The following is a 24,647-nucleotide window of genomic DNA, read 5'->3' on the forward strand; positions in this document are numbered from 1 at the left end:
ACCGGATCCGAAGTATGAAGAAAACGATGAAGAATAAAAAATACGTCAAGCGGGATCTCGAAAGGGATCCCGTTTAGCGTATCTAATATTCAGTCTCGCGTATACCCGTCGATTGTTTGACACTTACGTCTGAACGGTTCCGGCGAAGTTATATGCGTCGCCGTTTTTAACAATTTTCGCACTGCCAAGTTCCAGATCGTTATGGTTATTCGACTGGTCTTTGAGGTGCGTGATCTTCGTGCTCATGGCACGGATCTGCTCGACATAGCCTTTTACAAGTTCGGTGCGGTTTTTGTCCGCATTGACAATGTCCGCCTGGGCTTCTGGCATATTGAGCAGCGCATTATAGAGCGTCTCAACATCTTCGAGCTGGCTGTAGGAATACGGAATGAAGGAGTCCGCCTGTTCGATCAGTTCGGCAGCGCGATCGGCATCATGCTTTTCACGGTCGAACGTTTCGATCGTACGATAGCCTGCGGCGGTATCGGTCAGCGACTGATTGTCCATGGCACTTCCTTCCACCGGCAGAATGGTGAATTCCCACTCGTACGCTTTATCGTTGTAGAGCTGGTACTGGCTTAACGTATCTGGTCCGCAAGTCGCACCGCCGGTTCCGCGGCTGCCGTAGTTGACGCCGACCATGGTTTCCTTGCGCGGTTTAAGACCGTACGGGTGATCGGTGGAGTTCAGATCATCCGGTGTGAAGTGCAGAGCCTGCATTTCCAGCGGAGTCGTCGCAACGACAAGCAGGGTATCCTTGCCTTCGCCGGAAAGAGCCATCCAGTTCGTGTCGGTCATCGTTCCGGTGTCGTCGACTTTCAGATACGGGTAGAACAGATCGTCAACGGTCGACTCGTAAATGCCCTGGCGGGCGAACGTCTTGCGGTCGGAGAGGGACTCAACCGGTCCGTTTCCGTACCATTTCACATTTTCATAGCCTTCCGCGGTCGTCATCAGCGAGCCGACGCGCAGGAAGCTGCCCATGCCGCTGTGTGTGGCATCGACTTTCATATCCACTTTGACTGCGCCGTCGCCCAGAATGGTGTACGTCATGACAAGGGACGTATTGCCGACCTGCGGCAGGGTAACGTTCGTGATAATGACGTCATTATTGTCTGCGTCTTTGGAGGCGGAGATCGAGTCTACACGCAGTTCGTCATCGCCTTTCCACCAGTTCCAGTCAAAGCCGCCCTTATCGTTTTCGAACGTACCGCGCCAGAAGTTGGGTATTGGTCCGGTTTCAAGCATGAGCTTGTCGTTAAAGGTGTAGTTTTTGATGATGCCGGTCGATTTGTCGATTTCAAACGCGTACTTGTCGCCGGCAACGGTGTATTTGTCTTCTCCATCGGTGATGGATGCGGAATCCGAAGCGGCTGCGCGCGTTTTCTGGCCAGCAGAGGTTGGAATGGAAATCTGATCCCAGCAGAGAACGAAATCTTTATCCGCCCATTTTTCCTGGTCTTTTGTGGAAACGTAAAGGTTCAGATAATAATCCGCACCGTCTTTAATGGTCGCTGGCAGTTCGAATGGAACCGAAATGCTGCCGTGGGTCTGCGGTTTTACATCTACGTTCTGTGCCGTTCCGGTATTCACAACGATACCGTTTTCGAGAACTTCCCAGGTCACGTTGTATTCGTTCAGATTGGTGAAGCTGGATTCGTTGTAGACGTTGACTTTCTTTGCATCCAGATCGTCGACATCCGCGCTGAACCAGTAGTTCTTGTACTGATTCTTGACTTCCATCAGTTCCGGCTGGGGGTTGCGGTCTGGCGAAACGAGGCCGTTTTCGCAGAACGAGTTGTCGTTTGGACGATCGCCCCAGTCGCCGCCGTAGCCGTAGAACTTGCCTTTGATTTCGTCCTTGTACAGGTTCGTACCATTGGTCTGACCCGACTTTGTGGAGTAGTAATCCCAGGCATCGACCTTGGCTTCCCTGTGATCATCCGCGGCATCCGCCCAGAAGAGAACGGAAGCGTCATCGGACTTGATGGCAGGATTTGCCGAATTCTGTCCGGCAATTTCTGCAGCGGTGGGGGCTTTGTTATAAATACGGCCCATCGCCACTTCACCGTTGAAGTAGCGGCCTTTTACCGTATCCGCGCCGACCTGGATCGCGTGATCCTGCGATTCGATGGATGCGGCAATCGTGCCTTCTTTCAGCAGTTTGCCATCGGCGTAAATTTTCGCCGTGCCGTTATCATACGTAGCGGCAATCTGATGCCAGCTGTTGTTCCAGTTGGCTGGTACGTCGCACTGGATGCCGGACCAGCTGTTTCCGCTCTTGACGAAGAACTCCAGCTTGCCGTCGCCGTTCATTTTCAGCGTGGTCTGATCATCGCCCTTGGACAGGAAGACATCGTCAGCCACAGTGGAATACGGTTTGACGATCGCTTCCAGCGTAAACGCCTTGCCGGAGCCGGAAAGTGCGCTGCCGACTTTGCCGTCAGTATCCGGATAGGAGAGGTAGCCGTTTAAAGACTGTGTAATATGGAACGTTTCGTCTGGCGTTTCGGAAGTGACCCACTCGCCGTTGGCTGTACCGGACAGACCTTTTTTCTCGGTAACGCCATAGCTTACGCCAAGATTTTTCAGATCGACGGCGCGCGACTGGTCCACCCAGTCCCAGATAAAGCCGCCAAGCTGGTTTTCACTGGCGCGGATGGCATCCCAGTATTCTTTCAGGTTGCCGACGGAGCTGCCCATCGCGTGGGCGTATTCGCACATGACGTATGGCATTTTGCCTTCGCCGCCGCGATCCCATACGGTGCCCGTACTCGGGTACATGTTGGAACGCATGTCGGTACCCAGGTTGCCGTCGTTTCCTTCGGAATGAACCGGACGGGTACTGTCATGATTTTTGAAGTACCAGATCATGTCGCGCTGAAGACCGTTTGCGAAGTTCTTGTCGCTGTTGTAGGTCATTTCGTTTCCGATTGACCAGATCACAATCGACGGGTTGCTGCGCAGACGCTTAAAGGCGGTTTCTGTACGATCCAGACCGAGTTCGTAGAACCAGCCCTGCTTTTCGGAATTGCCCATGATCGCGTGGCATTCCATGTTCGTTTCGCCGATGAGGTACATGCCCCAGTCGTTGGCGAGCCAGTACAGGTAGTCGTCGTTGGAGTAGTGCGAAGTACGGATGGCGTTCAGGTTGTTCTGCTTCATCAGCTTCACATCTTCTTCGATAGCCGCCTGCGGAGTGGCCTTGCCGTGGAACGGGTCGGTGTCGTGACGGTTGGCGCCTTTCAGCAGCAGACGCTTGCCGTTAATTTTGATCGGGTCCCAGTGAGTGGTGGTGACGTTGTAGTTTGAATCGACTTCGGTGCGTGTGAATTCGACCTGACGGAAACCGAGCTGAGTCGAGACGGTTTCAGCAACGTTTCCATCGCCGTCCTTTAAAGTCAGAACGAGCGCGTAGAGGTTCGGATCTTCTGCGGACCAGAGTTTTGGATTTTTTACGAGCGTAGTCAGCGATACGGTTCCCGTATTGCTGCTCTCGAGTTTTGGAATATCGACATTTTCATCGGTAAACAGAGCGGTGCCCTGGCGATCGTACGCGGAAGCGGAAAGCGTCCAGCCTCTGTTTTCTGCCGAAGAAAGGTTGCGGATATCGGCCTGGACGTTCAGAACTGCGTTGGTGTAGGAAGCATCCAGTGTTGTGGTGTAGTGATAGTCCTGAATCTGTACGAGCGGTGCGGATGTCAGATAGACATCGCGGAAAATACCGCCGTCATAGATCATGTCCTGGTCTTCAAACCAGGTTCCGTCGCAGAACTTGTGAACTTTGACAGCCAGCAGGTTCTCGCCGTCCATGTTGACGTAGTCGGTGATGTCGAATTTGTGCGGGCTGAAGGTGTCTTCGGAATAGCCGACTTCCTTGCCGTTCACGTAAACGTAGTAGGCGGATTCAACGCCGCGGAAATCGAGGTAAATGCGGCGGTCGCTTCCGCGCAGAGAATCATCAATGGTGAATGTCTTGCGGTACAGGCCGACCGGATTGTAGTTGGTCGGCGCAGCCGGGCAGTCTACATTGGTGTCGTATTTGGACTGCCAGGGCATCTGGGTGTTGGTATAGATCGAGAAATCAAATCCCTGGGTTGTCCAGTTCTGGGGCAGCGTAACGGATTTCCAGTCTTCGCCTTCGCCCTTCTTGAAATCGGTTTTGTAGAAGGCATGATCTTCCGTCATCATTTCATTGGCAAGTGTTTCATTCTGAACGACGGTCAGATCCCAGTTTTCGTTTTCCCCGGTCAGCATCTGCATTTTCTGAGATTCTTCACGGGCGTTGTAGTTCCATACAGCCTTCTGTGCAGCAGCAGAATTCTGATAGGGGATGATCTGGGTGCTGGCGGCTTCGCGGTTAATGCCGGTTACATCTTCTGCAGCCTGCGCGTTGCCGTCCACATCCGTGTAGTGGGTTCCCGTCCACATCCGTGTAGTGGGTTCCCGTCCACTCCTTGTGAGTGAACTTGGTTTTGTCGACGTTGGCTTTGATGGAATCCGCCGGACTCAGCCCTTGAGAGGGCGTTCCTTTCGCGGCGACGGGGATCGCCGGGAACGCGGAATAGGCCATCGCAGCAGAAACAAGCAGCGATAAAACCTTATGTTTCTTCATTCCAGTTTCTCCTTTACTTTTCTTTTCATGTGCCGCCCGCAGGGCCTGGGGGAGCTTTCTGCAAACGGTTACATGGTTATCCCCATGGTAGTCTTCTTCAGGGAATGTTGGCAAGATTGGGAGCATGGAATTTTGTTTTTACTTTAAAATTTTCAATGAATTTACTTGTTTTTTACTAAATGAACAGCGTTCATTTTTGTTGAGTAACACGAATAGGTTGATATTGGAAGGTACATTCCCCTTATTTAAGGAAAACACGCCCTGTTTGTACTTTTTATGAGGGTGTCAAAACAGGTAACCGATTATTCCAATGGTATTTAATGATCCAAAGTTTAACTTAGTTTTACCTTCGATTTTCCTGGTTTTTGTCAGGCCAAAATACTCGGCAGCACCGATGCGGTAAAAGCTGGCGGGACGAAAAATCAGTCCGAACAAAACGCGAAACCATAGAAAAAGCTGTCGGAAGCGTGATGTCTTCCGACAGCTTTTTTGCCCGTATGGTAGAAGGACATCCTTTAAAAGAAGGTCCAGTTTGTTCGTTTGGTGTGCATCCAAAGAGATGCAGGTGAAAATCCGCAGGGGATTTTGCGCTCTGTCTAAAGACGAAGAAGAAGTCCCGCTAGCCGATTCGATGCGTTTTCCTTCCGTTTTGCCCGACTGAAGGGAGCTGTGGAAATCGTATGCGTGAGGATTTGTTTCGTCTGGCCATCTGGAAGAATCGTCCGTCCCGCTTCCGGTTTGCCCTCCAAAAGCGGTCCGGGACGATTTATGGTTGTGAATCAGACAGTGTGTAAAACAGAGTGTAAAGAAGAGGTGCGCAAGACAGTTTCAGACTGTGCCAGCCCGTCTCTTATTTTGGAAGCGCGGAGCTTTTTGGCGTCTTGCGCAGCGCCAGCATCGCCTGGTTGAGTGCGGCGGCTTTGGCGTTGACCTCAGCCTGGCTGACCGGTTTGGCCAGTTCGCCTTCAGCAGCGGCTTTGGCGCTGGCAAAGGCGGCTTTGCCGGTTTCGCCAAATTCAGCAAGGTTCAGTTTGCCGGCCTTGTCGCAGGCAGCTTCCAGAAGCGTCGTGTCGATTTCTTGGCCTGGATCTGGTTCTTCGGCTTCTTCAAGTCCGGCATAAGCGGCTTCAAGAGCGGCCTGAAGATCGGCTGCGTTTTTCGCGGTCGAATATTTACCGTTGATGCCCGCCGCATTCATCATTGCAGCATTGAATGCGTTCCAGGAGTCTTCGGTGTAATCTTCCGCTTTCAGCTCCTTGTTCATCATTTCTACAAACTTCGCTACAAGCGCCGTGCGGGCGGCTGCTGGATCTTCAGCAAAGTTCATCCACAGAACGACGGTTTCATCATTCGGGAGATAGCTTGCCCGGCCTTCCGTCAGGGCTTTTACTTCGCCTGCATCCAGAGCGTCTGCGAGAACGGCGACATTCGAGATGGTCATCTGCGACGTACGCAGCGGCTTATCGGACATGAAGCCAAGTTCGAGAGCTTTGTTCGAAGCGGCCGGTCCGGCTGCGGCTTCGAGTTCCGCTTTCTCGCCAGTGACTTTTTCACCGTCGATATACATCGTGAACGTATCCTGATCGCTGTCATATACGGCGGTGATGTCGTGGAAGGCGCCGAAGAACGACGTTTCATCCTTGATATTCTGCGTACCGATTTCCACCCACTCATTGGTGCCGTTCATCTTCAGGTAGGCCTCGACCGTAACGCGTCCGTCTTTGTGGGTAAGAACACGCATGGCGAAGGAGTCATCGCCCAGAGAAACGATCGTGCTGTACTTGTCGTTGTATTCCCAGGAGCCTTCGGTTGTGCTCTTAATGGATTCCGGAACGAATACGCGCGAGCTGACGGTGAAGCTGTTTCCGCTGGTAATCGCATTCGTTACCTTTCGATCCGGGTCATTCAGACTCATGGAGCCCTTCATGCCGGATTCGGCGTAGTCGCCTTCGCTGTTGGAGACGATTTCGGCTGTATCCGGAAGCGGTGTGTTCAGTCCGTTCGGGCTGAGGTCTTTAATGATGACGGTTTCGCTTACGGTTACGGTCTTTGTAGCCGTAAGTGCAGCATTGCCGTTGACTTTGGCGCTGATCGTAATTTCGGTCGCATCCGCAACCCCTTCAGCAACCGTCAGAATCGCGTTTTTCGGATCGCTGACATCGGCCAGGATCGAAACGCCTTCGATGGCCTGTCCCTTGGCATCGGCTGCCTTCCATTCTACGGAAGTGACGTTGGCACCGGCAGGGTCGGTAGCGAGCGTCAGTGCCAGGGTGTTATTGGTCTTGACCACATCGGCACCGCTGATCGAAACGCTCTTAATGACTTTAACGAGGGCTTTGATGGCTGCATCGAGATCGTCGTACGCTTTATCCACATTGGCTTTGGTGACGTACTTCTCATTCAGTGCCTCTGCAGCAGCTTTTGCGGTTTCAAAAGCGGTCCAGGAGCCGGCATCGTAATTGTCTTCAACGAGAGCATCGGCGTCTTTAAGCAGAGCGTCGAGATCCGTGCGGTCTGCGCCGGAGAAGTCGAGCCAGAAGGCGACATCGGCATCTCTCAGTGTGGAAGTACCGGCGCTCATGGCTTTGAGCTCATCGGCGCTCAGCGCTTTGGTCAGCACTTTGACGTTGGAGAAGCCCATCTGCGATTTGCGGTATTCCTTGTCGGACATGTAGCCGATATTTGGCGTCAGAGCCTGGCTTGCGGCAATCGCATCGGGTACATCGGTGGCTCCGTTGGCGACTCCGTCGACGTAAATGGTCAGCGTCTTTGCCGTCTGGTCGTAGACCGCGGAGATTTCATGCCAGCCGTCGAAGAAATCATCCGGCAGAGCGGAGCTGGTTGCCTGTTTCCACTTGTTATTGACGTCTTTGACGTACGCGTCGATATGGGCATTGCCTTCGACATCGTGATTTTTGTAAATACGGTAAGCGAAGCAGTTGTCGCCCAGCGAGAAGATCACGTTGTGCTTTTCGTTGTGGCCGTCCATGACTTCCCATGTACCTGTTACCTTATCGTTAACGGATGCTGGCACATACATCCAGGAGCTGACGGTGAAGCTGCCGCCGGTAATGGCGCCTTTGATCTTGTTTTCGGGATCGTTGACGTCCATGCCGCCGTACATTACCGGCTGTCCGCCTGCATCGCCGATTTCCGCGGTGCCGTTGAGCGGCGTATCCAGATCGTTTGGACCGAGGTCGTTGATAGCCTGACCCAGTTTCTGGTTGACGGTCACTTCAAATGTGGCCGAAACATTCGTTCCGTTGATATTGGATGCCTTAACGGTATAGGTACCCTTGGCCAGAGAAGCCACGGTAATCAGCTGTGCAGAAGCGCCGGTTCCGGAAACGAGCGCATTATCGACTTCGTTTCCACTGGCATCTGCAATGCTCCAGTCTGCACTCACAATCTCAAGATCGGCCGGGGTTGCCGAGAGCGTGAAGCTGACGGTATCGCCGGCTGTGATGGTCGTTTTGTCTGCGGTAATCGTGGCGCTTTCGACAACTTTCGCGGCTTTCTGCTTCCAGTTGTCCATATCGAGCCAGAGCTCAGTATCTTCGGAAGCGGCTGTCTTCGCTGCAAGCGCAGTCGGATCAATGGCGCTCGAGAAAATCTTCATGGACTTGAAGCTGTACATACCGGTTCGTCCGTTGCCCAGGTCTGCACCCAGAGCTAAGGCAACGCCCGATCCGCTTGGGTGGGTGCCTGCGCTCAGCGATACCTGACCGCGCTGCTGGCCGTCGGCGTAGAAGACGAGCTTGCTGTTTTCGGCATCAAAGACAGCCAGGTAGGTATGTTCATTGCCCAGGAAGTTTGTTTTTTCTTCCTCAGTCAGGTTCTTATATTCGGTCGTTTTCCAGCTGCTGCCCGCTTTGGTATGGAACGAGTAGTCGTAGCTGTTTCCGGACTGGTCGGTACGGATTTCGAACGTCTCGTCGCCTTTGGCGGCCAGAATGTTGTACTGCTTCGTGCCGGTAGGGGTCGCTTCAATTGCGATCGACCAGGAATTTCCGCTTTCGAGCACATCATCGAGAACATCGCCATGACCGATGGTCACGTAGCCGCTCATATTGATGTCTTCGCCGTTTTTAAGCAGATTTGCGGTGGCTTCGAGATCGACATCGAGCTTGTTTGCCGATTTGTCTTCGATGTAGGCAGTTTTTCCCTGGAGCGCTTCAAGTTCTGGAATATAGGCTTCCATCTTGGCAATGCGGTCGCTGCCTTCCGGGCAGACAATGGCTTTCTGCGCATCCGGCATCGTCTTGAGAATATCGATCAGTTCTTTGGCTTCTTCCATCTGGCTGTAGGAATACGGCAGGAAGGAGTCGACCATTTCGATCAGTTCGGCTGCGCGTTCCTTGTCGTATTCGGTCCGGTCAAAGGAATCTACGGTACGGAATTCGGAAGCCTTGTCGGTCAGCGACTGCTCTTTCATTTCGCTGCCTTCAACGGGCAGAATGGTGAATTCCCACTCGTATGCCTTATCGTTGTACAGCTGGTACTGGCTTAACGTATCCGGTCCGCAGGTGGCACCGCCGGTTCCGCGGCTGCCGTAGTTGACGCCAACCATGGTTTCCTTGCGCGGGTTAAGGCCGTATGGGTGATTGGTGGAGTTCAGATCATCCGGTGTGAAGTGCAGGGCCTGCATTTCCAGCGGAGTGGTTGCTACAACGAGCAGGGTGTTCTTGCCGTCTCCGGAAAGGGCCATCCAGTTCGTGTCGGTCATCGTACCGGTGTCATCGACTTTCAGGTACGGGTAGAACAGTTCGCCTACCGTCGAAGAGTAAATGCCCTGACGGCCGAACGTCTTGCGGTCGGAGAGAGATTCTACCGGTCCGTTTCCGTACCATTTGACATCTTCGTAGCCTTCGGTAGTCGTCATCAGCGAACCGATGCGCAGGAAGCTGCCCATGCCGCTGCTAGTCGCATCGACTTTCATGCCGATCCTGACGGCGCCGTCGCCCAGGATGGTGTACGTCATGTCGACTTTCGTATTGCCGGCCTGCGGCAGGGTGAGGTTCGCGGTGATGACGTCGTTATTATCGTCGTCTTTGGAGGCGGTGATGGATTCTACATGGAGTTCGTCATCAGCTTTGGACCAGTTCCAGTCGAAATTGTTCTTATCGTTTTCGAACGTTCCGCGCCAGAAGTTTGGCGTCGGGCCGGTTTCGAGCATCTTTTCGCCTTTGAAGGTGTAGTCGCTGATGATGCCGGTCGTCTTGTCGATCTGGAAGGAGTAATCCTTGCCGGCTACGGTGTACAGATCATTGGTACTTGTGATCGTGGCGGTATCTGCCGACGTATAGGTCTTCTGGCCGACTGGAGCCGGAATGGCGATCTGATCCCAGCAGAGATCAAAGCCTTTATCGGCCCATTTTTCATCGGATTTCGTTCTTACGTAGAGAGTCAGATAGTAGTCGGCGCCGTCTTTGAGCGTTTCGGGCATCTTGAACGGAACAGAGATGGTTCCCGTTGTCTGCGGTTTTACATCGATGTTTTGTACGGTTCCCGTATCCACAACGATACCGTTTTCGAGAACTTCCCAGATCACGTCGTATTTGTTCAGGTTAGTGAAGCTGGATTCGTTATAGACGTTGACTTTTTTCGCGTCGAGATCTTCGATTTCCGCGCTGAACCAGTAGTTCTTGTACTGATTCTTGACTTCCATCAGCTCCGGCTGCGGGTTGCGGTCCGGTGAAATGAGGCCGTTTTCGCAGAACGAGTTGTCGTTTGGACGATCGCCCCAGTCGCCGCCGTAGCCGTAGAATTTGCCTTTGATTTCGTCCTTGTACAGGTTCGTACCGCTCTTCTGGCCGGCATCGGTGGCGTAGTAATCCCAGGCATCGACTGCGCCTTCGCCATGCGTATCCGCGGTATCGGCCCAGAAGAGAACGGAAGCGTCATCGGACTTGATGGCTGGATTCGCCGAATTCTGTCCGGCAATTTCGTCGGCGCTCAGAGCCTTGTTATAAATGCGGCCCATGGCGACTTCACCGTTGAAGTAGCGGCCTTTGACGGTATCCGCGCCGACCTGGATCGCGTGCTCCTGCAGCTCGATGTTTGTGGCAATGGAACCTTCCTTGAGCAGGACGCCGTCCGCGTAAATTTTCGCCGTGCCGTTATCATACGTAGCGGCAATCTGATGCCAGTTGTTATTCCAGTTGGCTGGTACGTCGCACTGGATGCCGGACCAGCTGTTTCCGCTCTTGACGAAGAATTCCAGCTTGCCCGAGCCGTTCATTTTCAGCGTCGTCTGATCGTCGCCCTTGGACAGGAAGACATCATCGTTGACGGTGGCATACGGCTTAACGATCGCTTCAAGCGTAAACGCCTTGCCGGAGCCGGAAAGTGCGCTGCCGACTTTGCCGTCCGTATCCGGATAGGAGAGGTAGCCGTTTAAAGACTGGGTGACATTGAATGTTCCAGCCGGTGTTTCCAACGTTACCCAGTCTCCGTTGGCGGTACCGGACAGGCCTTTTTTCTCCGAAACGCTGTACGTTACGCCAAGATTTTTGAGATCGACGGCACGCGACTGGTCCACCCAGTCCCAGATAAATCCGCCAAGCTGATTTTCTTCGGCGCGGATGGCATCCCAGTACTCTTTCAGGTTGCCGACGGAGCTGCCCATCGCGTGGGCGTATTCGCACATGACGTAGGGCATTTTGCCTTCGCCGCCGCGATCCCATACGGTGCCCGTACTCGGGTACATGTTGGAACGCATGTCGGTACCCAGGTTGCCGTCGTTTCCTTCGGAATGAACCGGACGGGTACTGTCATGATTTTTGAAGTACCAGATCATGTCGCGCTGAAGACCGTTTGCAAAGTTCTTGTCGCTGTTGTAAGTCATTTCGTTTCCGATTGACCAGATCACAATCGACGGGTTGCTGCGCAGACGCTTAAAGGCGGTTTCTGTACGATCCAGACCGAGTTCGTAGAACCAGCCCTGCTTTTCGGAATTGCCCATGATCGCATGGCATTCCATGTTGGTTTCGCCGATGAGGTACATGCCCCAGTCGTTGGCGAGCCAGTACAGGTAGTCGTCGTTGGAGTAGTGCGAAGTACGAATAGCGTTCAGGTTGTTCTGCTTCATCAGCTTCACATCTTCTTCGACGGCCGCCTGAGGAGTCGCCTTGCCATGGAACGGGTCGGTGTCGTGGCGGTTGGCGCCTTTCAGCAGCAGACGCTTGCCGTTGATTTTTACCGGATCCCAGTGGGTGGTGGTCACGCGATAGTTTTCATCCACTTCGGTACGGGTGAATTCCACCTGACGGAAACCGAGCTGTGTCGAAACGGTTTCCACTTCTTTACCATTGGCATCTTTAAGGGTGATGACCAGAGCGTAGAGGTTTGGATCTTCTGCGGACCAGAGCTTTGGATTTTTTACAACGGTGCTCAGGGAAACGCTATTGGTCTTTGTGCTGGCCAGTACCGGCACAGAAACTTCTTCATCGGTAAACAGAGCCGTACCGCTTCGATCGTAGGCGGAAGCGGAGAGCGTCCAGCCCTGGCTGACGGTGCTCGACAGGTTGCGGATATCCGCTTCAATGTTCAGAACCGCGTTGGTGTAGGACGCATCGAGAGTTGTCGTGTAGTGATAGTCCTGAATCTGTACGAGCGGTGCGGATGTCAGATAGACATCGCGGAAAATACCGCCGTCATAGATCATGTCCTGGTCTTCAAACCAGGTACCGTCGCAGAACTTGTGAACTTTGACAGCCAGCAGGTTCTCACCGTCCATGTTGACGTAGTCGGTGATGTCGAATTTGTGCGGGCTGAAGGTGTCTTCGGAATAGCCGACTTCCTTGCCGTTCACGTAAACGTAGTAGGCGGATTCAACGCCGCGGAAATCGAGGTAAATGCGGCGGTCGCTTCCGCGCAGAGAATCATCAATGGTGAATGTCTTGCGGTACAGGCCGACCGGATTGTAGTTGGTCGGCGCAGCCGGGCAGTCTACATTGGAGTCGTATTTGGACTGCCAGGGCATCTGGGTGTTGGTGTAGATCGAGAAATCAAATCCCTGTGTTGTCCAGCTCTGGGGCAGCGTAACGGATTTCCAGTCTTCGCCTTCGCCCTTCTTGAAATCGGTTTTGTAGAAGGCATGATCTTCCGTCATCATTTCATTGGCAAGTGTTTCATTCTGAACGACGGTCAGATCCCAGTTTTCGTTTTCCCCGGTCAGCATCTGCATTTTCTGAGATTCTTCACGGGCGTTGTAGTTCCATACAGCCTTCTGTGCAGCAGCAGAATTCTGATAGGGGATGATCTGGGTGCTGGCGGCTTCGCGGTTAATGCCGGTTACATCTTCTGCAACCTGCGCGTTGCCGTCCACATCCGTGTAGTGGGTTCCCGTCCACTCCTTGTGAGTGAACTTGGTTTTGTCGACGTTGGCCTTGATGGAATCCGCCGGCGACAAGTTGTCGGACGAAGTGCCTTCCAGGGCAGCGATAGTCATCGCCGGGAAGACGGAATACGCCATCGAGGCAGAAACAAGCAGCGATAAAACCTTATGTTTCTTCATTCCAGTTTTCTCCTTTTCTTCGGTGCGCGTCCGCAAGAGACTGGGGGGTCTTTGCAAACGCTTACACTGTTTGGTTTCATCTTATGCCAGATGTTAATTTTTGCAATAGGGGTCAGAAAGAATTTTCGTTTTACTGGAATATATGGATATGTTTTACTCGTGTTTTACTTAAGTACTGCGAATGTACAATCTGGATATAAACCGCATACATATATAAAATCATTTATATGGAATGGAATAACCGGAATTTGCACAAAGAGAACAGGTGTAAAAATCGGTAATCGATATTTACCTTGCGTTTCGCAAGTGCAAGTTTTATTAAAAGCTTTACTGCCCGACGGGGATGAAATCCGTCCGGTCTTCCATTGAAAAAACGAAAATCCTTAAATAAAGGCCTTTTAACCGCTTCCTGCGACAAACTCGACTGAAGCGTTTTTTGAGTGGACGGCAATCCATGGAACAGACCGGACGGCTTTTTACCAGAATCCGCCATAAAACTCAGGAAAAGAAAAGAAAGTACAAACAGAGCAGGAAAAATTCCCCGCTCTATTTCCAGAACGGGCCTGTCTGCCGTGCTTCGTGGGAAAGAAACGAACGATTCAGGTTTTTCAGACGAAAGAAAAAGGAGGAGTGAAGATGGATGTAAAACGTTCGACAGCCTCAAAGACCGGTACTTTACAGAACTGGATGTATGATGGCGAGCCCATGAAAAAACGCCTGGAAGCGGCGGCACAGAAGATGCCCCTGTCCCAGACGATGCAGGCGCTTGCGTATATGGAAAAGGCGCATGCTGGTCAGCTTCGAAGGACCGGCAATCCGCAGCAGCCGGTCGTTCCATACGCCATTCACCCGCTGAGTCTGGCGGTGCACGCGCTGGCCCTGGGCATTACGGACGATGACCTTCTGAGTGCCGCACTGCTGCACGATGTGTGCGAAGACTGCGATATTGCCTGCGCGGATCTGCCCTTTTCCAGAAACGTCCAGGAAATCGTATCCCGGCTGACCAAAGATGCCGGCTGCTTTTCGAAAGCGAAGATGCGCGAATATATCGAAGAGAGCGAAAGGCGGATTTTGCCGATGGCCGAACCGATCCGTGCAGCCCGCCCAGAATGGGATGCGCCCGTATTTCTTCTCGAATATCAGATGGTCAGCCTGATTACCGCGCTTCGCCCGCTCGTATACGAAAGACTTTGAAATCGAGCGCAGGATGGACATCTTCTCTGAACGCGGAATTTGCGAAAGTATGAATTTGCAAGAACAGGACGATAAGGATACAAAGATGATCAGAATCCACAACCCGGCGAATGGACAGAGCCGGGTTTTCGTATGCCGTTTTTCCGGTTTTCTACCATATATATTTTCTATATATTCTCTAAAATATATTCTCTAAACCCATTCTCGATCCATCCGGTGTTGGAACAGCCCATCTCTCCAGAACCGGGAAACAATCCGCGAATTCCCTCTGGTGCGTTCATAAAAATCGAAAATGAGCGTACACGTAGGGGGATTTTTTAAAAAGCGGCCGATACATACTTCGTTTTTGGGCCGGTCCGCGCGAAAAGCGAAAAAAAGAAAAAAAGTATGCCTAGTGTAACCCCTTTCCCGGGATGTGAAAAAGAAGCGGCTATGTATAATACAAGTTGACACTCTGAAAGGTAAACAGAATAAAAAATGGAAGCTGTTCATATTGAAAATCTGGAGTTCTCCTACGACGGAGCCACTCCGGTACTCAAAGGAATTACTCTCAATATACCCAAAGGAAGCTATACAGCGGTGGTCGGCCATAACGGATCCGGCAAATCCACGCTGGCCAAGCTGATCATTGGTCTGCTCGAACCCGCCGCCGGTACAATCGATGTTCTCGGAACGCGCCTCACGGAAGAAAGCGCCCCCGAAATCCGCGATCACGTCGGCATCGTGTTCCAGAATCCGGACAACCAGTTTATCGGCTCCACTGTAGCCGATGACATTGCCTTTGGTCTGGAAAACCATTGCGTCCCGACCGAACAGATGCAGGGACTGATCGAAGAAAACGCGGCGAAAGTCGGCATGCTCGACTACCTGAACGCGGAACCGACGAATCTTTCCGGCGGACAGAAACAGCGCGTCGCCATCGCGGGCATTCTGGCTATGTCGCCGGACATCCTGATTTTTGACGAATCGACAAGCATGCTGGACCCGCAGGGAAAAGCGAGCGTCAACGCCCAGATCCGCAAGTTAAATAAGGAAAGAAACATCACGATTCTTTCGATTACCCACGATATGGACGAAGCCGCTCAGGCCGAAAACGTGATCGTGCTGGAAAAAGGAAAAGTTGCCGCCCAGGGAACGCCCGCAGAAGTGTTTGAAAACGGGGAAATGATGAAGGATCTGAAACTGGATCTGCCTTTCGCCCTGAAAGCCTCAAAGGCCTTTGAAAAGGCCGGACTGACGGATCATCCGGTGCTTACGCTGGATGAGCTGGTGGAGGACGTATGCCAATTGAAATAAAAGATCTCGAGTACACGTATTCGCAGGGAACACCCTTTGAGCACAAGGCGCTCAAAGGCGTCAACCTGACGATTCCCACCGGCAAGGTGACCGCCATTATCGGTCAGACCGGATCGGGAAAATCCACGCTCGTTCAGCATCTCAACGCGCTGCTCAAGCCGACGAAAGGCAGCGTCGATATCGCCGGCTTTCATATCGATCCGGCGACGAAGCTGACGGATGTCAAAGCTCTGCGCAAAAAAGTCGGTCTGGTGTTCCAGTTTCCGGAATACCAGCTGTTTGAAGAAACGATTGCCAAGGATATCGGCTTCGGGCCGAAAAACTTTGGCTATACGCCCGAGCAGATTCAGGAAGCGGTGCATAAAGTGCTGCCTTTAGTCGGCCTCGACGAATCGTATCTCGAACGCTCCCCGTTCGAACTGTCCGGCGGACAGAAGCGGCGTGTCGCCATCGCCGGCATTCTCGTTCAGGATCCGGAAGTGCTCGTTCTCGATGAACCGGCTGCCGGTCTGGATCCCCAGTCAGCCAGAGAAATGATGAATCTGTTCATGTCGCTCAACCGCGGGCAGGGAAAGACCATTCTGCTCGTCAGCCACGATATGGAGCACGTCCTGGACTACTGTGATGAAGTCGTCGTCATGAAAGACGGCAAAGTATCCACGCAAATGGAAGTCCACGAATTTTTCAAACATCCCGAACTGCTGCGCGAAATCGATATCAACCCGCCTGGCATTGTTCAGCTCAAGGAAAAGCTGCAGGAAAAAGGCTTTTCTGTTCCGCAGGACAGCTATTCGCTCGATGAAATCGCTCAGGCCCTGAAAGAGCAGGTGAACGCCCATGAATAACATTGCGCTCGGCCGCTATCTGCCGATCGATTCGGTCGTCAGCCGCATGGATCCGCGCTCGAAAATCATGATCCTGCTCATTCTGATGGTGGCGATCTTCATTCCGGCCGGATTCTGGGGCTACATTCCCATCGTTCTCTTTATTATTGCGGCTCTGTATCTTTCCAGGCTGAAGCTGTCCTACGCGCTGCGTTCGCTCAAGCCGATGATGTGGATGATGATTTTCCTGCTCATTATCAACGTCCTTGTTCTGCATACCGGAACGCTGCTCTTTGAATGGGGCTGGTTCAAGATTTATTCCGACGCCCTGATTCAGACGGCTTACGTCATTATCCGACTGATGCTGATGATCATTCTGACGACGATCCTGACCGCCACAACCAAGCCGCTCGACTTGACGCTCGGCATTGAAAAGCTGCTCAAGCCGTTCGAGAAAATCGGTCTGCCGGCGCACATCATCGCCATGATGATTTCCATCGCGCTGCGCTTTATCCCGACGCTGATCGAAGAAACCCAGCGCATCATGAACGCGCAGGCGTCCCGCGGCATCGACATGCAGAACGGCACACTCAAGGAAAAGGTGTCCGCCATTCTGTCTCTGATCGTCCCGCTGTTTGTTTCCGCCTTTGACCGCGCCGATCAGCTCGCCAACGCCATGGAAGCCCGCGGCTACAATCCATCCCGTAAAAGAACGCGCTATAAAGTGCTCAGGATGCACGGCATCGACTACGCGGCGATGGCCATTTCGGTTCTCGTTCTTGCCATCGACATCATTCTGGCCGTTCTTGGAGTGTAGACATGCGCTATAAAGCCATACTGGCATACGATGGCCATCGCTATGGCGGCTTTCAGAAGCAGACCAACGCGACCGGCATTCAGGAAGTCATCGAAAAGGCGCTGGAAAAAATCCTTCATCAGCCGGCGTCCATTACCGCAAGCGGCCGCACGGATGCCGGCGTTCATGCCCTCGGACAGGTATTCCATTTTGACGGCCCCGACAACATTTCGCCTTTGGGCTACTACAACGCGCTCAACACGCTTTTGCCCAGGGACATACGCATTCAGTCTGTCGAAGCGGTGGATGAAGATTTTCATGCCCGCTTTTCGGCGCGCTTCAAGCGATACGACTACGTGATTACCAAGGAAAGAGACAATCCTTTCCTTTATAATTACAGCCATTTCGTATGGCGCGATCTGGATGTCGAACGCATGCGCCAGGGAGCTGCTGTCTTTGAAGGGGAACATGACTTCACGTCCTTTTCCAACGCGCAGATCGACGAGAGAAAACCGCGAACGAAAACGATTTACCGTATCTGCATCCAGGAAGAGCCAAAAGGCCTGCGGCTGATTTTTGTCGGTACCGGCTTTCTGCGCTACCAGGTGCGCATGATGAGCGCCGCTCTCATTGCCCTTGGCGAAGGCCGCATTACGGTCGATGAGCTGAAAGTCATGCTGGAGGCAAAAGACAAGCACGCGTCGCGCTTCAACGCCCCAGCCAAGGCGCTCTATCTCGTTCAGGTCGGCTACACCCAGAATGAACTCGATACTCTGCTCGCTTCTCTGTCCTCGGATCCCGATGGGATCTGAGGGCTTTTTTCGTGAAAACGGTGACCAATGAAAGTCTTCCTTTTCCCTTTAGGCATGGGAGGATTTGCGCAATTTAAAATCGTGGAAAAAACGTCTGGATTTCTTCTCTGTGCCAGGGGATTGGGATTGACTTTGAAAGGTGGAATGCTTAAGATAATCCGTGGCTGTATCCAAGCCTTTGAGCCCCGGTAACGCTCATTGAAACGGAGGAAGCAACATGCGTCAAACAACAATGGCAAAACCTGCTGAAGTAGAACGCACATGGTATGTAATTGACGGCGAAGGCCAGACTCTCGGTCGCCTTGCCACCACTGCAGCCCACGTTCTGCGCGGTAAACATAAACCCACTTACACACCAAACGTGGACTGTGGAGATTATGTAATCATCATCAACGCTGACAAGGTCAACATGACCGGCAACAAGCTTGAAACTGAAAAGTACTACAATCATTCCGGATACTATGGCGGACTGCGTGTACGCACTGCCAAGGAAATGAAGGAAAAATACCCTGTTGAATGGGTTCGCAGAGCTGTACAGGGCATGCTCCCCCACAACCGTCTGGGAGATGTTCAGCGCAAGCACGTTCTGGTTTACGCCGGAAACGAACATCCGCATGCAGCACAGAAACCTGTGGAACTGAAAGTGAAAGGATAGGAGATTAGGAAATGGCAAATAAAGAAAATTTCGTTCAGTATCTCGGTACCGGACGCCGTAAAGAAGCCGTTGCCCGTGTCTTCCTTCGTCCAAATGGAACAGGGAATATCGTAGTCAACGGCAAAGAGCTTAAAGAGTACATGCCTTCTGAATTACTTCAGATGGAAGTTCGTTCCCCTCTTGAACTGACCAACACACTCGACCAGTTCGATGTAATGGTAACCGTTCAGGGCGGCGGCTTCACCGGCCAGGCTGGTGCAATCCGTCACGGAATTACTCGTGCCCTCATGGAAGCTTCGGAAGACTATCGTCCTGCTCTGAAAGCAGCTGGTTATGTAACTCGTGACCCGCGTGCTAAAGAACGTAAGAAATACGGTCTGAAAAAAGCTCGTCGTGCACCGCAGTTCAGCAAGCGTTAATTTTACCAATGTTGCAAATCCTGCAGAAATGCAGGATTTTTTTATGCCCGAATCGCACAGATCCGCGGCGTACGGGCATAGAAAAAAGCCGTGTCGTCCGGGCACGGCTTTTTTACAAAAGGGAAAAAATGTGTCGGCAGACAGCAGCTAGACCATGTAGCCGATGCCTTTGCGGGTAATAATGAAGTCTTCGATGGAAATGGCGGCCAGCTTGCGGCGCAGACGGTTTACGTTGACGGAGAGCGTGTTCTCATCAATGTAGCAGTCGGTTTTCCACAGGGCTTCCATAAGCGTTTCGCGGGCAACGATCTTTTCCTTGTTTTCCATCAGGATCCGCAGGATGCGGGCTTCGTTTTTGGAAAGTTCGATGGATTTGCCCATATAGCTGACTTCATTGCTGCCTAAGTCAAGATGAACGCCATGATGTTCGAGATAGTCGGTATGCTGGGTATAGTCGAACGTCCGGCGAAGCAGCGCCTGGATTTTGGAAACGAGAACCGCGGTATCAAACGGTTTCGTGATGTAATCGTCGGCTCCCTGGTTGATTGCCGTAATGACATTCATGCTTTCATCCGCGCTCGAAAGAAAGATGATGGGAACTGAAGAAAATTTTCGAATTTCACTGGTCCAGTAGAAACCGTTGCGTCCAGGCAGGTTAAGATCCATAAGAATCAGCGCCGGCTTGAGCCGGTCGAATTCTTCGCGGATGTGGTCAAAATCTTTCGCGCAGACCATTTCAAAACCCCAGCTCTGCAAAACAGAGGAGAGGCTCGAGGCCAGGGAGGAGTCATCCTCAACGATCATGATTCGGTACATGCTTTCATTTTAGCGAGCGGCAGGACCAATAACCTGAACAAAAACTGAAATTTCCCTTTCGTTTCTGAAATATAAAATGAACAATCGGCGGTATTTGAGCGCATCTGAGGTCAATTTGGGGTGTAACCGTCTTCAAAAACCGTAAGAAAGCAAAAACGGCTTTTCCGTTTCCCTGAGCAAACCTTCCATCGCACAGGCTGGCGTGCCGCAAAAAAAGAGTCTGCCTCGTCTCTATAAGCAGAGGCAGGCATCCGGGCATAGAGACAAGTGAATCGGATTGGAAATGCCAGAATCAAGATAGAAAATCCGAACGCAGAAGATAACCGGCACAGATGGAAATACCGGACACAGAAAGCCAGTACAGAAAAACCAGAACAGAAAGTACAGAAAGTACACAAAAGGAGAGACAGCCATGAAGATGGACATGCGGCGCAAGGATCGACAGGTACAGGATCCTAAGAAAATCGAAGAACTTCTAAACCGGGCGGACGTTTTGCATCTTGCCCTGGCCGATGAGGAAATTCCGTATATCGTCGCTCTTTCGTATGGCTATGCGCTGGAAAACGGGAAACTGACCTTCTATTTTCACAGCGCCAAAAGCGGACACAAAATCGACTTGATCCACACAAATCCAAATGCCGCCATTCAGATCGACTGTCCCGGGCGGTTTCTGCCTGCGCAAAACGGTAAAGCGTGCACGGCAAGCGTCGCGTTTGACTCGCTTTTTGGACAGGGAAGGATCCGGGAGATCACCGATCCAAAGCAGAAGGAAAACGCACTGTGTGCTCTCATTGCACACTGTCTTCATGAGAGAAACGAAGATAAAAGCGCCTTTTCCTGGGATTTTGATACGACCGTACTCGATCACACCGCCGTCTTTGCGGTAGACGTCCAGCAATATACGGTCAAACATCATGGCTGAATTAAATATAGTCTGTATTGATCTTAAGGAAATCAAAATCATTCCCTGTTTGTAAAAATCGGCAAGCCAAATTCTCAATTATGACAGTGCAAATGGGATTGAGTATACTGAAGCTGGTCCTCTTTTCTGCCATAATTCGTGAAATTCTGCACGACATTGTGAAGACATGGACTTTTTTATCTTTTGCGTTATTCTAGTATACGGTCTTACGAAAAAAGGCCTGAATAAGGTAGAAATCAAACCAGAACACACCATAAGGAAGACATTATGACTAATATTGATCAGCAATCCGTGAATGCAATTCGTATACTGGCCGCCGATGCCATTCAGAAGGCAAATTCCGGCCATCCTGGTGCTCCGCTTGGAACTGCACCAATGATGTATGAGCTTTTCGCTAAACACCTTTCCCACAACCCCCGAAACCCCAAATGGGAAAATCGCGACCGTTTTGTTCTTTCCGGCGGACACGGCTCAGCCGGCCTGTACGCCCTGTTTCATCTCTTCGGCTATGGAATCTCCGCAGAAGATCTCTGCAATTTCCGTCAGCTTAACTCGCTGACACCGGGTCATCCGGAATACGGCCACACCGTTGGCGTTGAATGCACCACCGGCCCTCTGGGCAGCGGTCTTGCCGCTTCGGTTGGCATGGCCATTGCCGAAGAATTCCTGGCTGAAAAATTCAACCGCCCGGGTTTTGATATCATCGATCATTACACATTCGTCGAACTCGGCGACGGCGACATGATGGAAGGCATCTCGCAGGAAGCCCTCTCTCTTGCCGGCACGCTGAAGCTCGACAAGCTGATTCTCCTTTACGACTCCAATAAAATTTCCATCGAAGGCGATACCGATCCGGTATTTGCTGAAGATGTAGACGCCCGCATGAAGAGCCTTGGCTTCTCCACCTGGACGGTAGAAGACGGCAACGATCTCGAAGCGATCGCTAAAGCCATTGAGGAAGCCAAATCCGATCGGGAACATCCTTCCTTTATTACGGTGAAAACCAAAATTGGCTACGGCTCTCCGAAAGAAGGTCTGGCTTCCAGCCACGGCGAACCGCTTGGCGCCGACAATGTAGCCGCTACAAAAGAAAAACTTGGCTGGCCAAGTCAGGAACCGTTCTATGTTCCGACGGAAGTGTATGAAAACTTCACCGAACTGGCTAAACGCGGACAGAGCGAAGAAGACGCGTGGAACGCCCTCTATGCCGCCTATAAGAAAGAGTATCCGGAAGTCGAAGCGGAATACCGCAAGATGCTGGATCAGCAGCCGGATGAAGCTGCGCTGGAAGCAGCCGATCTCTTTGAAGTACCGGAAAAAGCCGAAGCTACCCGCGTTTCTTCCGGACGTATCATCAACAAGCTTAAAGACGTTATGCCTAACCTCATTGGCGGATCCGCTGACCTTGGTCCGTCCAATAAGACCTACATGAACGGCGAAGGCGACTTCGCGCCGGAAAACCGTGGCGGTCGCAACATCCACTTTGGTGTGCGTGAACTCGCTATGGCCGGCATTGCCAACGGTCTGGCTCTGAGCGGTCTGCGCCCGTATGTCGGCACATTCTTCGTCTTCTCGGACTACGCCAAGCCAATGGCCCGTCTGGCTGCACTGATGAACCTGCCGGTAACGTACGTTTACTCGCATGACTCCATCGGTGTCGGCGAAGACGGTCCGACCCATCAGCCAATCGAACATATGGCTTCTTACCGTTCCATTCCAAACATGGTCGTATTCCGCCCGGCGGATGCGAAGGAAACAGCTGCAGGCTGGACGCTGGCCGCAAAACGTACCACCGGTCCTACCGCACTCATTCTGACCCGTCAGAACGTGCCGCAGCTGGAAGAAACGTCGAAGGAAGCCGTCAAAGGCGCCTACATCCTTCGTGACAGCAAAGCCGAACTGCCGCAGGGCATTCTGATCGCTTCCGGTTCGGAAGTGGCTCCGACCCTGAAAGCAGCACAGCTGCTGGAAAAAGAAGGCATCGACGTTCGCGTTGTCAGCATGCCTTCTATGGAACTGTTCGAAATGCAGCCGGAAGACTACCGCGAATCCATTCTGCCGCGCAAAGTCAAAGCCCGTACTGCTGTTGAAGCGTCCAAGGACTTCGGCTGGGGCCGCTACGTTGGTCTCGACGGCGAAGTGGTCGGCATGAAGAGCTTTGGCGTTTCCGCACCAGGAAGCCAGCTGTTTGACTACTTCGGCTTCACTCCGGAAAACATTGCCGAAACGATGAAACGCGTACTCGCCCGCACTGCGGAATAAGTTTCCCATCCGGAACACTCGAACGGAAGACAGATCGATTTCAGAATTGAAATCCAGATTCTCATACAATGAACAAAGAGGCTGTACGAAAAAAATGAATTCGTACAGCCTCTTTTTCATTTGGTGTGATCTGGCGTTCTCTGCTTATAGCCGAATGTTCGCCAGAGAGCATCGTGCGGATTTCCATTTCTTACTTCTTCTTACTTCTCTTACTTCCTTTTGGAAAAGAAGAAAAATTGGATCGGAACAGAAAATCGGTTTCGTTATTTCGCTGCGCCGGACAGCAGCTCCTGTTTTTTGTAGTTTAAAACTGGTCCAAAAAAGCGAAAATCGGATTTGAAAACTGGGCCACCTGACTTGTATCGTACTCCGTAATGGAGGACTAGAAAGTGCATACTCAGATGACAGTTTTCAAATACATCGATTTACGAACACAAGGAATCTCATCCAGAAAAGCCGCTGCGCTGTGCTCGATCTCGAGAACCACTGGTGAGAAGTAGTACAGGAAGTACAAGGAAAAGAGAGAGTCTCTGGAAGCTGATCCAACCCACGAAAACAGCCGGACGTTTATTGAGGAGTGTATCGATCCGCCTTCATACGACAGTTCATCCAGACAACCTCGGAAATACAGTCCAGAGGTCGACGCGCTTCTGGATCAAATTCTTGAAGACGAAGAAGAAAAGACACGCCTGCTCGGGTCTGGCCATAAGCAGCAGCTGACCTGCTTACAGATCTGGGATCTGATCAGGGCTGCTGGATTCGACATTGGATTGTCGACCATCACAAAAAGGGTCAAAGAGAAAAGGAACAGGCACAGAGAATGCTTCATCAGTCAGGACTACGAACCAGGTGACCGGTTTGAATACGATTTTGGCGAAGTGAAGCTGATGATTAATGGTCAGAGAAAGACGTTCTATCTGGCCGTTATGACTTCGCCATGGTCAGGCTATCGAGCTGCCTGCCTGTACGAAAACCAGAAAAGTCAGGTCTTCTTTTGAATCGATGATCCGCTTCTTCAATGAAGTCGGCGGAATCTTCAGAGAGGGCGTTTACGACAATATGAGAAACGTCGTCTCGAAATTCATAGGAAGAAACGAGAAAGAAATTAATCCGGAACTTATCCGCTTCGCCCATTACTACGGGTTCAGGGTAAACGTTACGAACGCATTTTCTGGAAATGAGAAAGGATCCGTCGAACGTTCCGTTGAAGTAGTTCGAAATAAGAGCTTCGCCTTGAAATACAAATTCGACAGTCTCGAAGAAGCTAGAATGTGGCTCAAGGATCGTCTGGATGAACTGAATAAAGATACGAAGCGGAAAGAAGAACAGCCGTTTCTGAAGCCGCTCCTTCCTGACTATGAAGCGGCTCAGATCGCTGAGCGGATAGTAAATAAATACTCTTTAATCAGCGTTGACAATAATCAGTATTCCGTTCCCGATAATCTGATTGGTAAAAAAGTAAGAGTTAAAACCTACACAGAAACAATCAAAGTTTATTACGAACATGAACAGGTAGCT

At 51.7% G+C, this 24,647-nt stretch carries 14 protein-coding genes and 1 pseudogene; 12 read left to right on the forward strand and 3 right to left on the reverse strand.

Annotation, left to right across the window (positions count from 1 at the left end):
* Positions 1-123: 123 nt before the first annotated feature.
* The gene (locus Afil_RS07990; RefSeq protein WP_230268041.1) at positions 124-4,431 is read right to left on the reverse strand and encodes a glycoside hydrolase family 2 TIM barrel-domain containing protein; all 4,308 of its coding nucleotides are present in this window, start codon (positions 4,429-4,431) and stop codon (positions 124-126) included.
* Positions 4,432-5,465: 1,034 nt separating this feature from the next.
* Positions 5,466-13,133, reverse strand: coding sequence for a glycoside hydrolase family 2 TIM barrel-domain containing protein (locus Afil_RS07995; protein WP_230268042.1), 7,668 nt, complete (start codon positions 13,131-13,133; stop codon positions 5,466-5,468).
* Positions 13,134-13,769: 636 nt separating this feature from the next.
* On the opposite strand from Afil_RS07995, the gene Afil_RS08000 reads away from it, so the two are divergent.
* From Afil_RS08000 to rpsI, 7 genes are all read left to right on the forward strand, one after another.
* Positions 13,770-14,327 carry an HD domain-containing protein gene (locus Afil_RS08000; RefSeq protein WP_230268043.1) on the forward strand — a complete coding sequence of 186 codons (558 nt, stop codon included), beginning with the start codon at positions 13,770-13,772 and terminating at the stop codon, positions 14,325-14,327.
* A gap of 477 nt (positions 14,328-14,804) precedes the next feature.
* On the forward strand, positions 14,805-15,623 hold the full coding sequence (locus tag Afil_RS08005) for an energy-coupling factor transporter ATPase (protein WP_230268044.1): 819 nt from the start codon (positions 14,805-14,807) through the stop codon (positions 15,621-15,623).
* Complete coding sequence (locus Afil_RS08010; protein ID WP_230268045.1) at positions 15,608-16,468, forward strand: energy-coupling factor transporter ATPase; 861 nt, start codon at positions 15,608-15,610, stop codon at positions 16,466-16,468. Before Afil_RS08005 ends, Afil_RS08010 begins: the two co-directional genes overlap by 16 nt.
* On the forward strand, positions 16,461-17,264 hold the full coding sequence (locus tag Afil_RS08015; RefSeq protein ID WP_230268046.1) for an energy-coupling factor transporter transmembrane component T family protein: 804 nt from the start codon (positions 16,461-16,463) through the stop codon (positions 17,262-17,264). The genes Afil_RS08010 and Afil_RS08015 overlap by 8 nt, the downstream gene beginning before the upstream one ends.
* A gap of 2 nt (positions 17,265-17,266) precedes the next feature.
* Complete coding sequence (gene truA, locus Afil_RS08020; protein ID WP_230268047.1) at positions 17,267-18,055, forward strand: tRNA pseudouridine(38-40) synthase TruA; 789 nt, start codon at positions 17,267-17,269, stop codon at positions 18,053-18,055.
* Between the two features lie 217 nt (positions 18,056-18,272).
* On the forward strand, positions 18,273-18,710 hold the full coding sequence (gene rplM / locus Afil_RS08025; protein WP_230268048.1) for a 50S ribosomal protein L13: 438 nt from the start codon (positions 18,273-18,275) through the stop codon (positions 18,708-18,710).
* 11 nt (positions 18,711-18,721) lie between these two features.
* Positions 18,722-19,129 (forward strand): 30S ribosomal protein S9, encoded by a 408-nt coding sequence (rpsI, locus tag Afil_RS08030; RefSeq protein ID WP_230268049.1) that lies wholly within the window; start codon positions 18,722-18,724, stop codon positions 19,127-19,129.
* A gap of 147 nt (positions 19,130-19,276) precedes the next feature.
* Here the strand turns inward: rpsI and Afil_RS08035 are convergent, their stop codons facing one another.
* Entirely contained in the window at positions 19,277-19,945 is a 669-nt protein-coding gene (locus tag Afil_RS08035) for a response regulator transcription factor (protein ID WP_230268050.1), read from the reverse strand.
* A gap of 412 nt (positions 19,946-20,357) precedes the next feature.
* On the opposite strand from Afil_RS08035, the gene Afil_RS08040 reads away from it, so the two are divergent.
* From Afil_RS08040 to Afil_RS08055, 5 genes and pseudogenes are all read left to right on the forward strand, one after another.
* Positions 20,358-20,867 carry a pyridoxamine 5'-phosphate oxidase family protein gene (locus Afil_RS08040; RefSeq protein ID WP_230268051.1) on the forward strand — a complete coding sequence of 170 codons (510 nt, stop codon included), beginning with the start codon at positions 20,358-20,360 and terminating at the stop codon, positions 20,865-20,867.
* Positions 20,868-21,134: 267 nt separating this feature from the next.
* Positions 21,135-23,129, forward strand: a complete 1,995-nt coding sequence (gene tkt, locus Afil_RS08045) for a transketolase (protein WP_255658318.1) — start codon at positions 21,135-21,137, stop codon at positions 23,127-23,129.
* A gap of 689 nt (positions 23,130-23,818) precedes the next feature.
* Positions 23,819-23,878, forward strand: a pseudogene (locus Afil_RS11635) (hypothetical protein); the annotation flags it as partial.
* Between the two features lie 21 nt (positions 23,879-23,899).
* Positions 23,900-24,127 carry a hypothetical protein gene (locus tag Afil_RS08050; RefSeq protein ID WP_230268052.1) on the forward strand — a complete coding sequence of 76 codons (228 nt, stop codon included), beginning with the start codon at positions 23,900-23,902 and terminating at the stop codon, positions 24,125-24,127.
* A 235-nt stretch (positions 24,128-24,362) separates the two neighbouring features.
* The coding region (locus Afil_RS08055) for a Mu transposase domain-containing protein (protein WP_439647326.1) at positions 24,363-24,647 on the forward strand (285 nt) is incomplete at its 3' end.

The organism is Allobaculum fili (assembly GCF_020969955.1).
GTDB lineage: Bacteria > Bacillota_I > Bacilli_A > Erysipelotrichales > Erysipelotrichaceae > Allobaculum > Allobaculum fili.

Coding starts and splice junctions, on each gene's coding strand:
- Afil_RS07990 (WP_230268041.1), bottom strand. CDS start 4,431: ATGTGGACGGGAACCCACTACACGGATGTGGACGGCAACGCGCAGGCT.
- Afil_RS07995 (WP_230268042.1), bottom strand. CDS start 13,133: ATGAAGAAACATAAGGTTTTATCGCTGCTTGTTTCTGCCTCGATGGCG.
- Afil_RS08000 (WP_230268043.1), top strand. CDS start 13,770: ATGGATGTAAAACGTTCGACAGCCTCAAAGACCGGTACTTTACAGAAC.
- Afil_RS08005 (WP_230268044.1), top strand. CDS start 14,805: ATGGAAGCTGTTCATATTGAAAATCTGGAGTTCTCCTACGACGGAGCC.
- Afil_RS08010 (WP_230268045.1), top strand. CDS start 15,608: ATGCCAATTGAAATAAAAGATCTCGAGTACACGTATTCGCAGGGAACA.
- Afil_RS08015 (WP_230268046.1), top strand. CDS start 16,461: ATGAATAACATTGCGCTCGGCCGCTATCTGCCGATCGATTCGGTCGTC.
- truA (WP_230268047.1), top strand. CDS start 17,267: ATGCGCTATAAAGCCATACTGGCATACGATGGCCATCGCTATGGCGGC.
- rplM (WP_230268048.1), top strand. CDS start 18,273: ATGCGTCAAACAACAATGGCAAAACCTGCTGAAGTAGAACGCACATGG.
- rpsI (WP_230268049.1), top strand. CDS start 18,722: ATGGCAAATAAAGAAAATTTCGTTCAGTATCTCGGTACCGGACGCCGT.
- Afil_RS08035 (WP_230268050.1), bottom strand. CDS start 19,945: ATGTACCGAATCATGATCGTTGAGGATGACTCCTCCCTGGCCTCGAGC.
- Afil_RS08040 (WP_230268051.1), top strand. CDS start 20,358: ATGAAGATGGACATGCGGCGCAAGGATCGACAGGTACAGGATCCTAAG.
- tkt (WP_255658318.1), top strand. CDS start 21,135: ATGACTAATATTGATCAGCAATCCGTGAATGCAATTCGTATACTGGCC.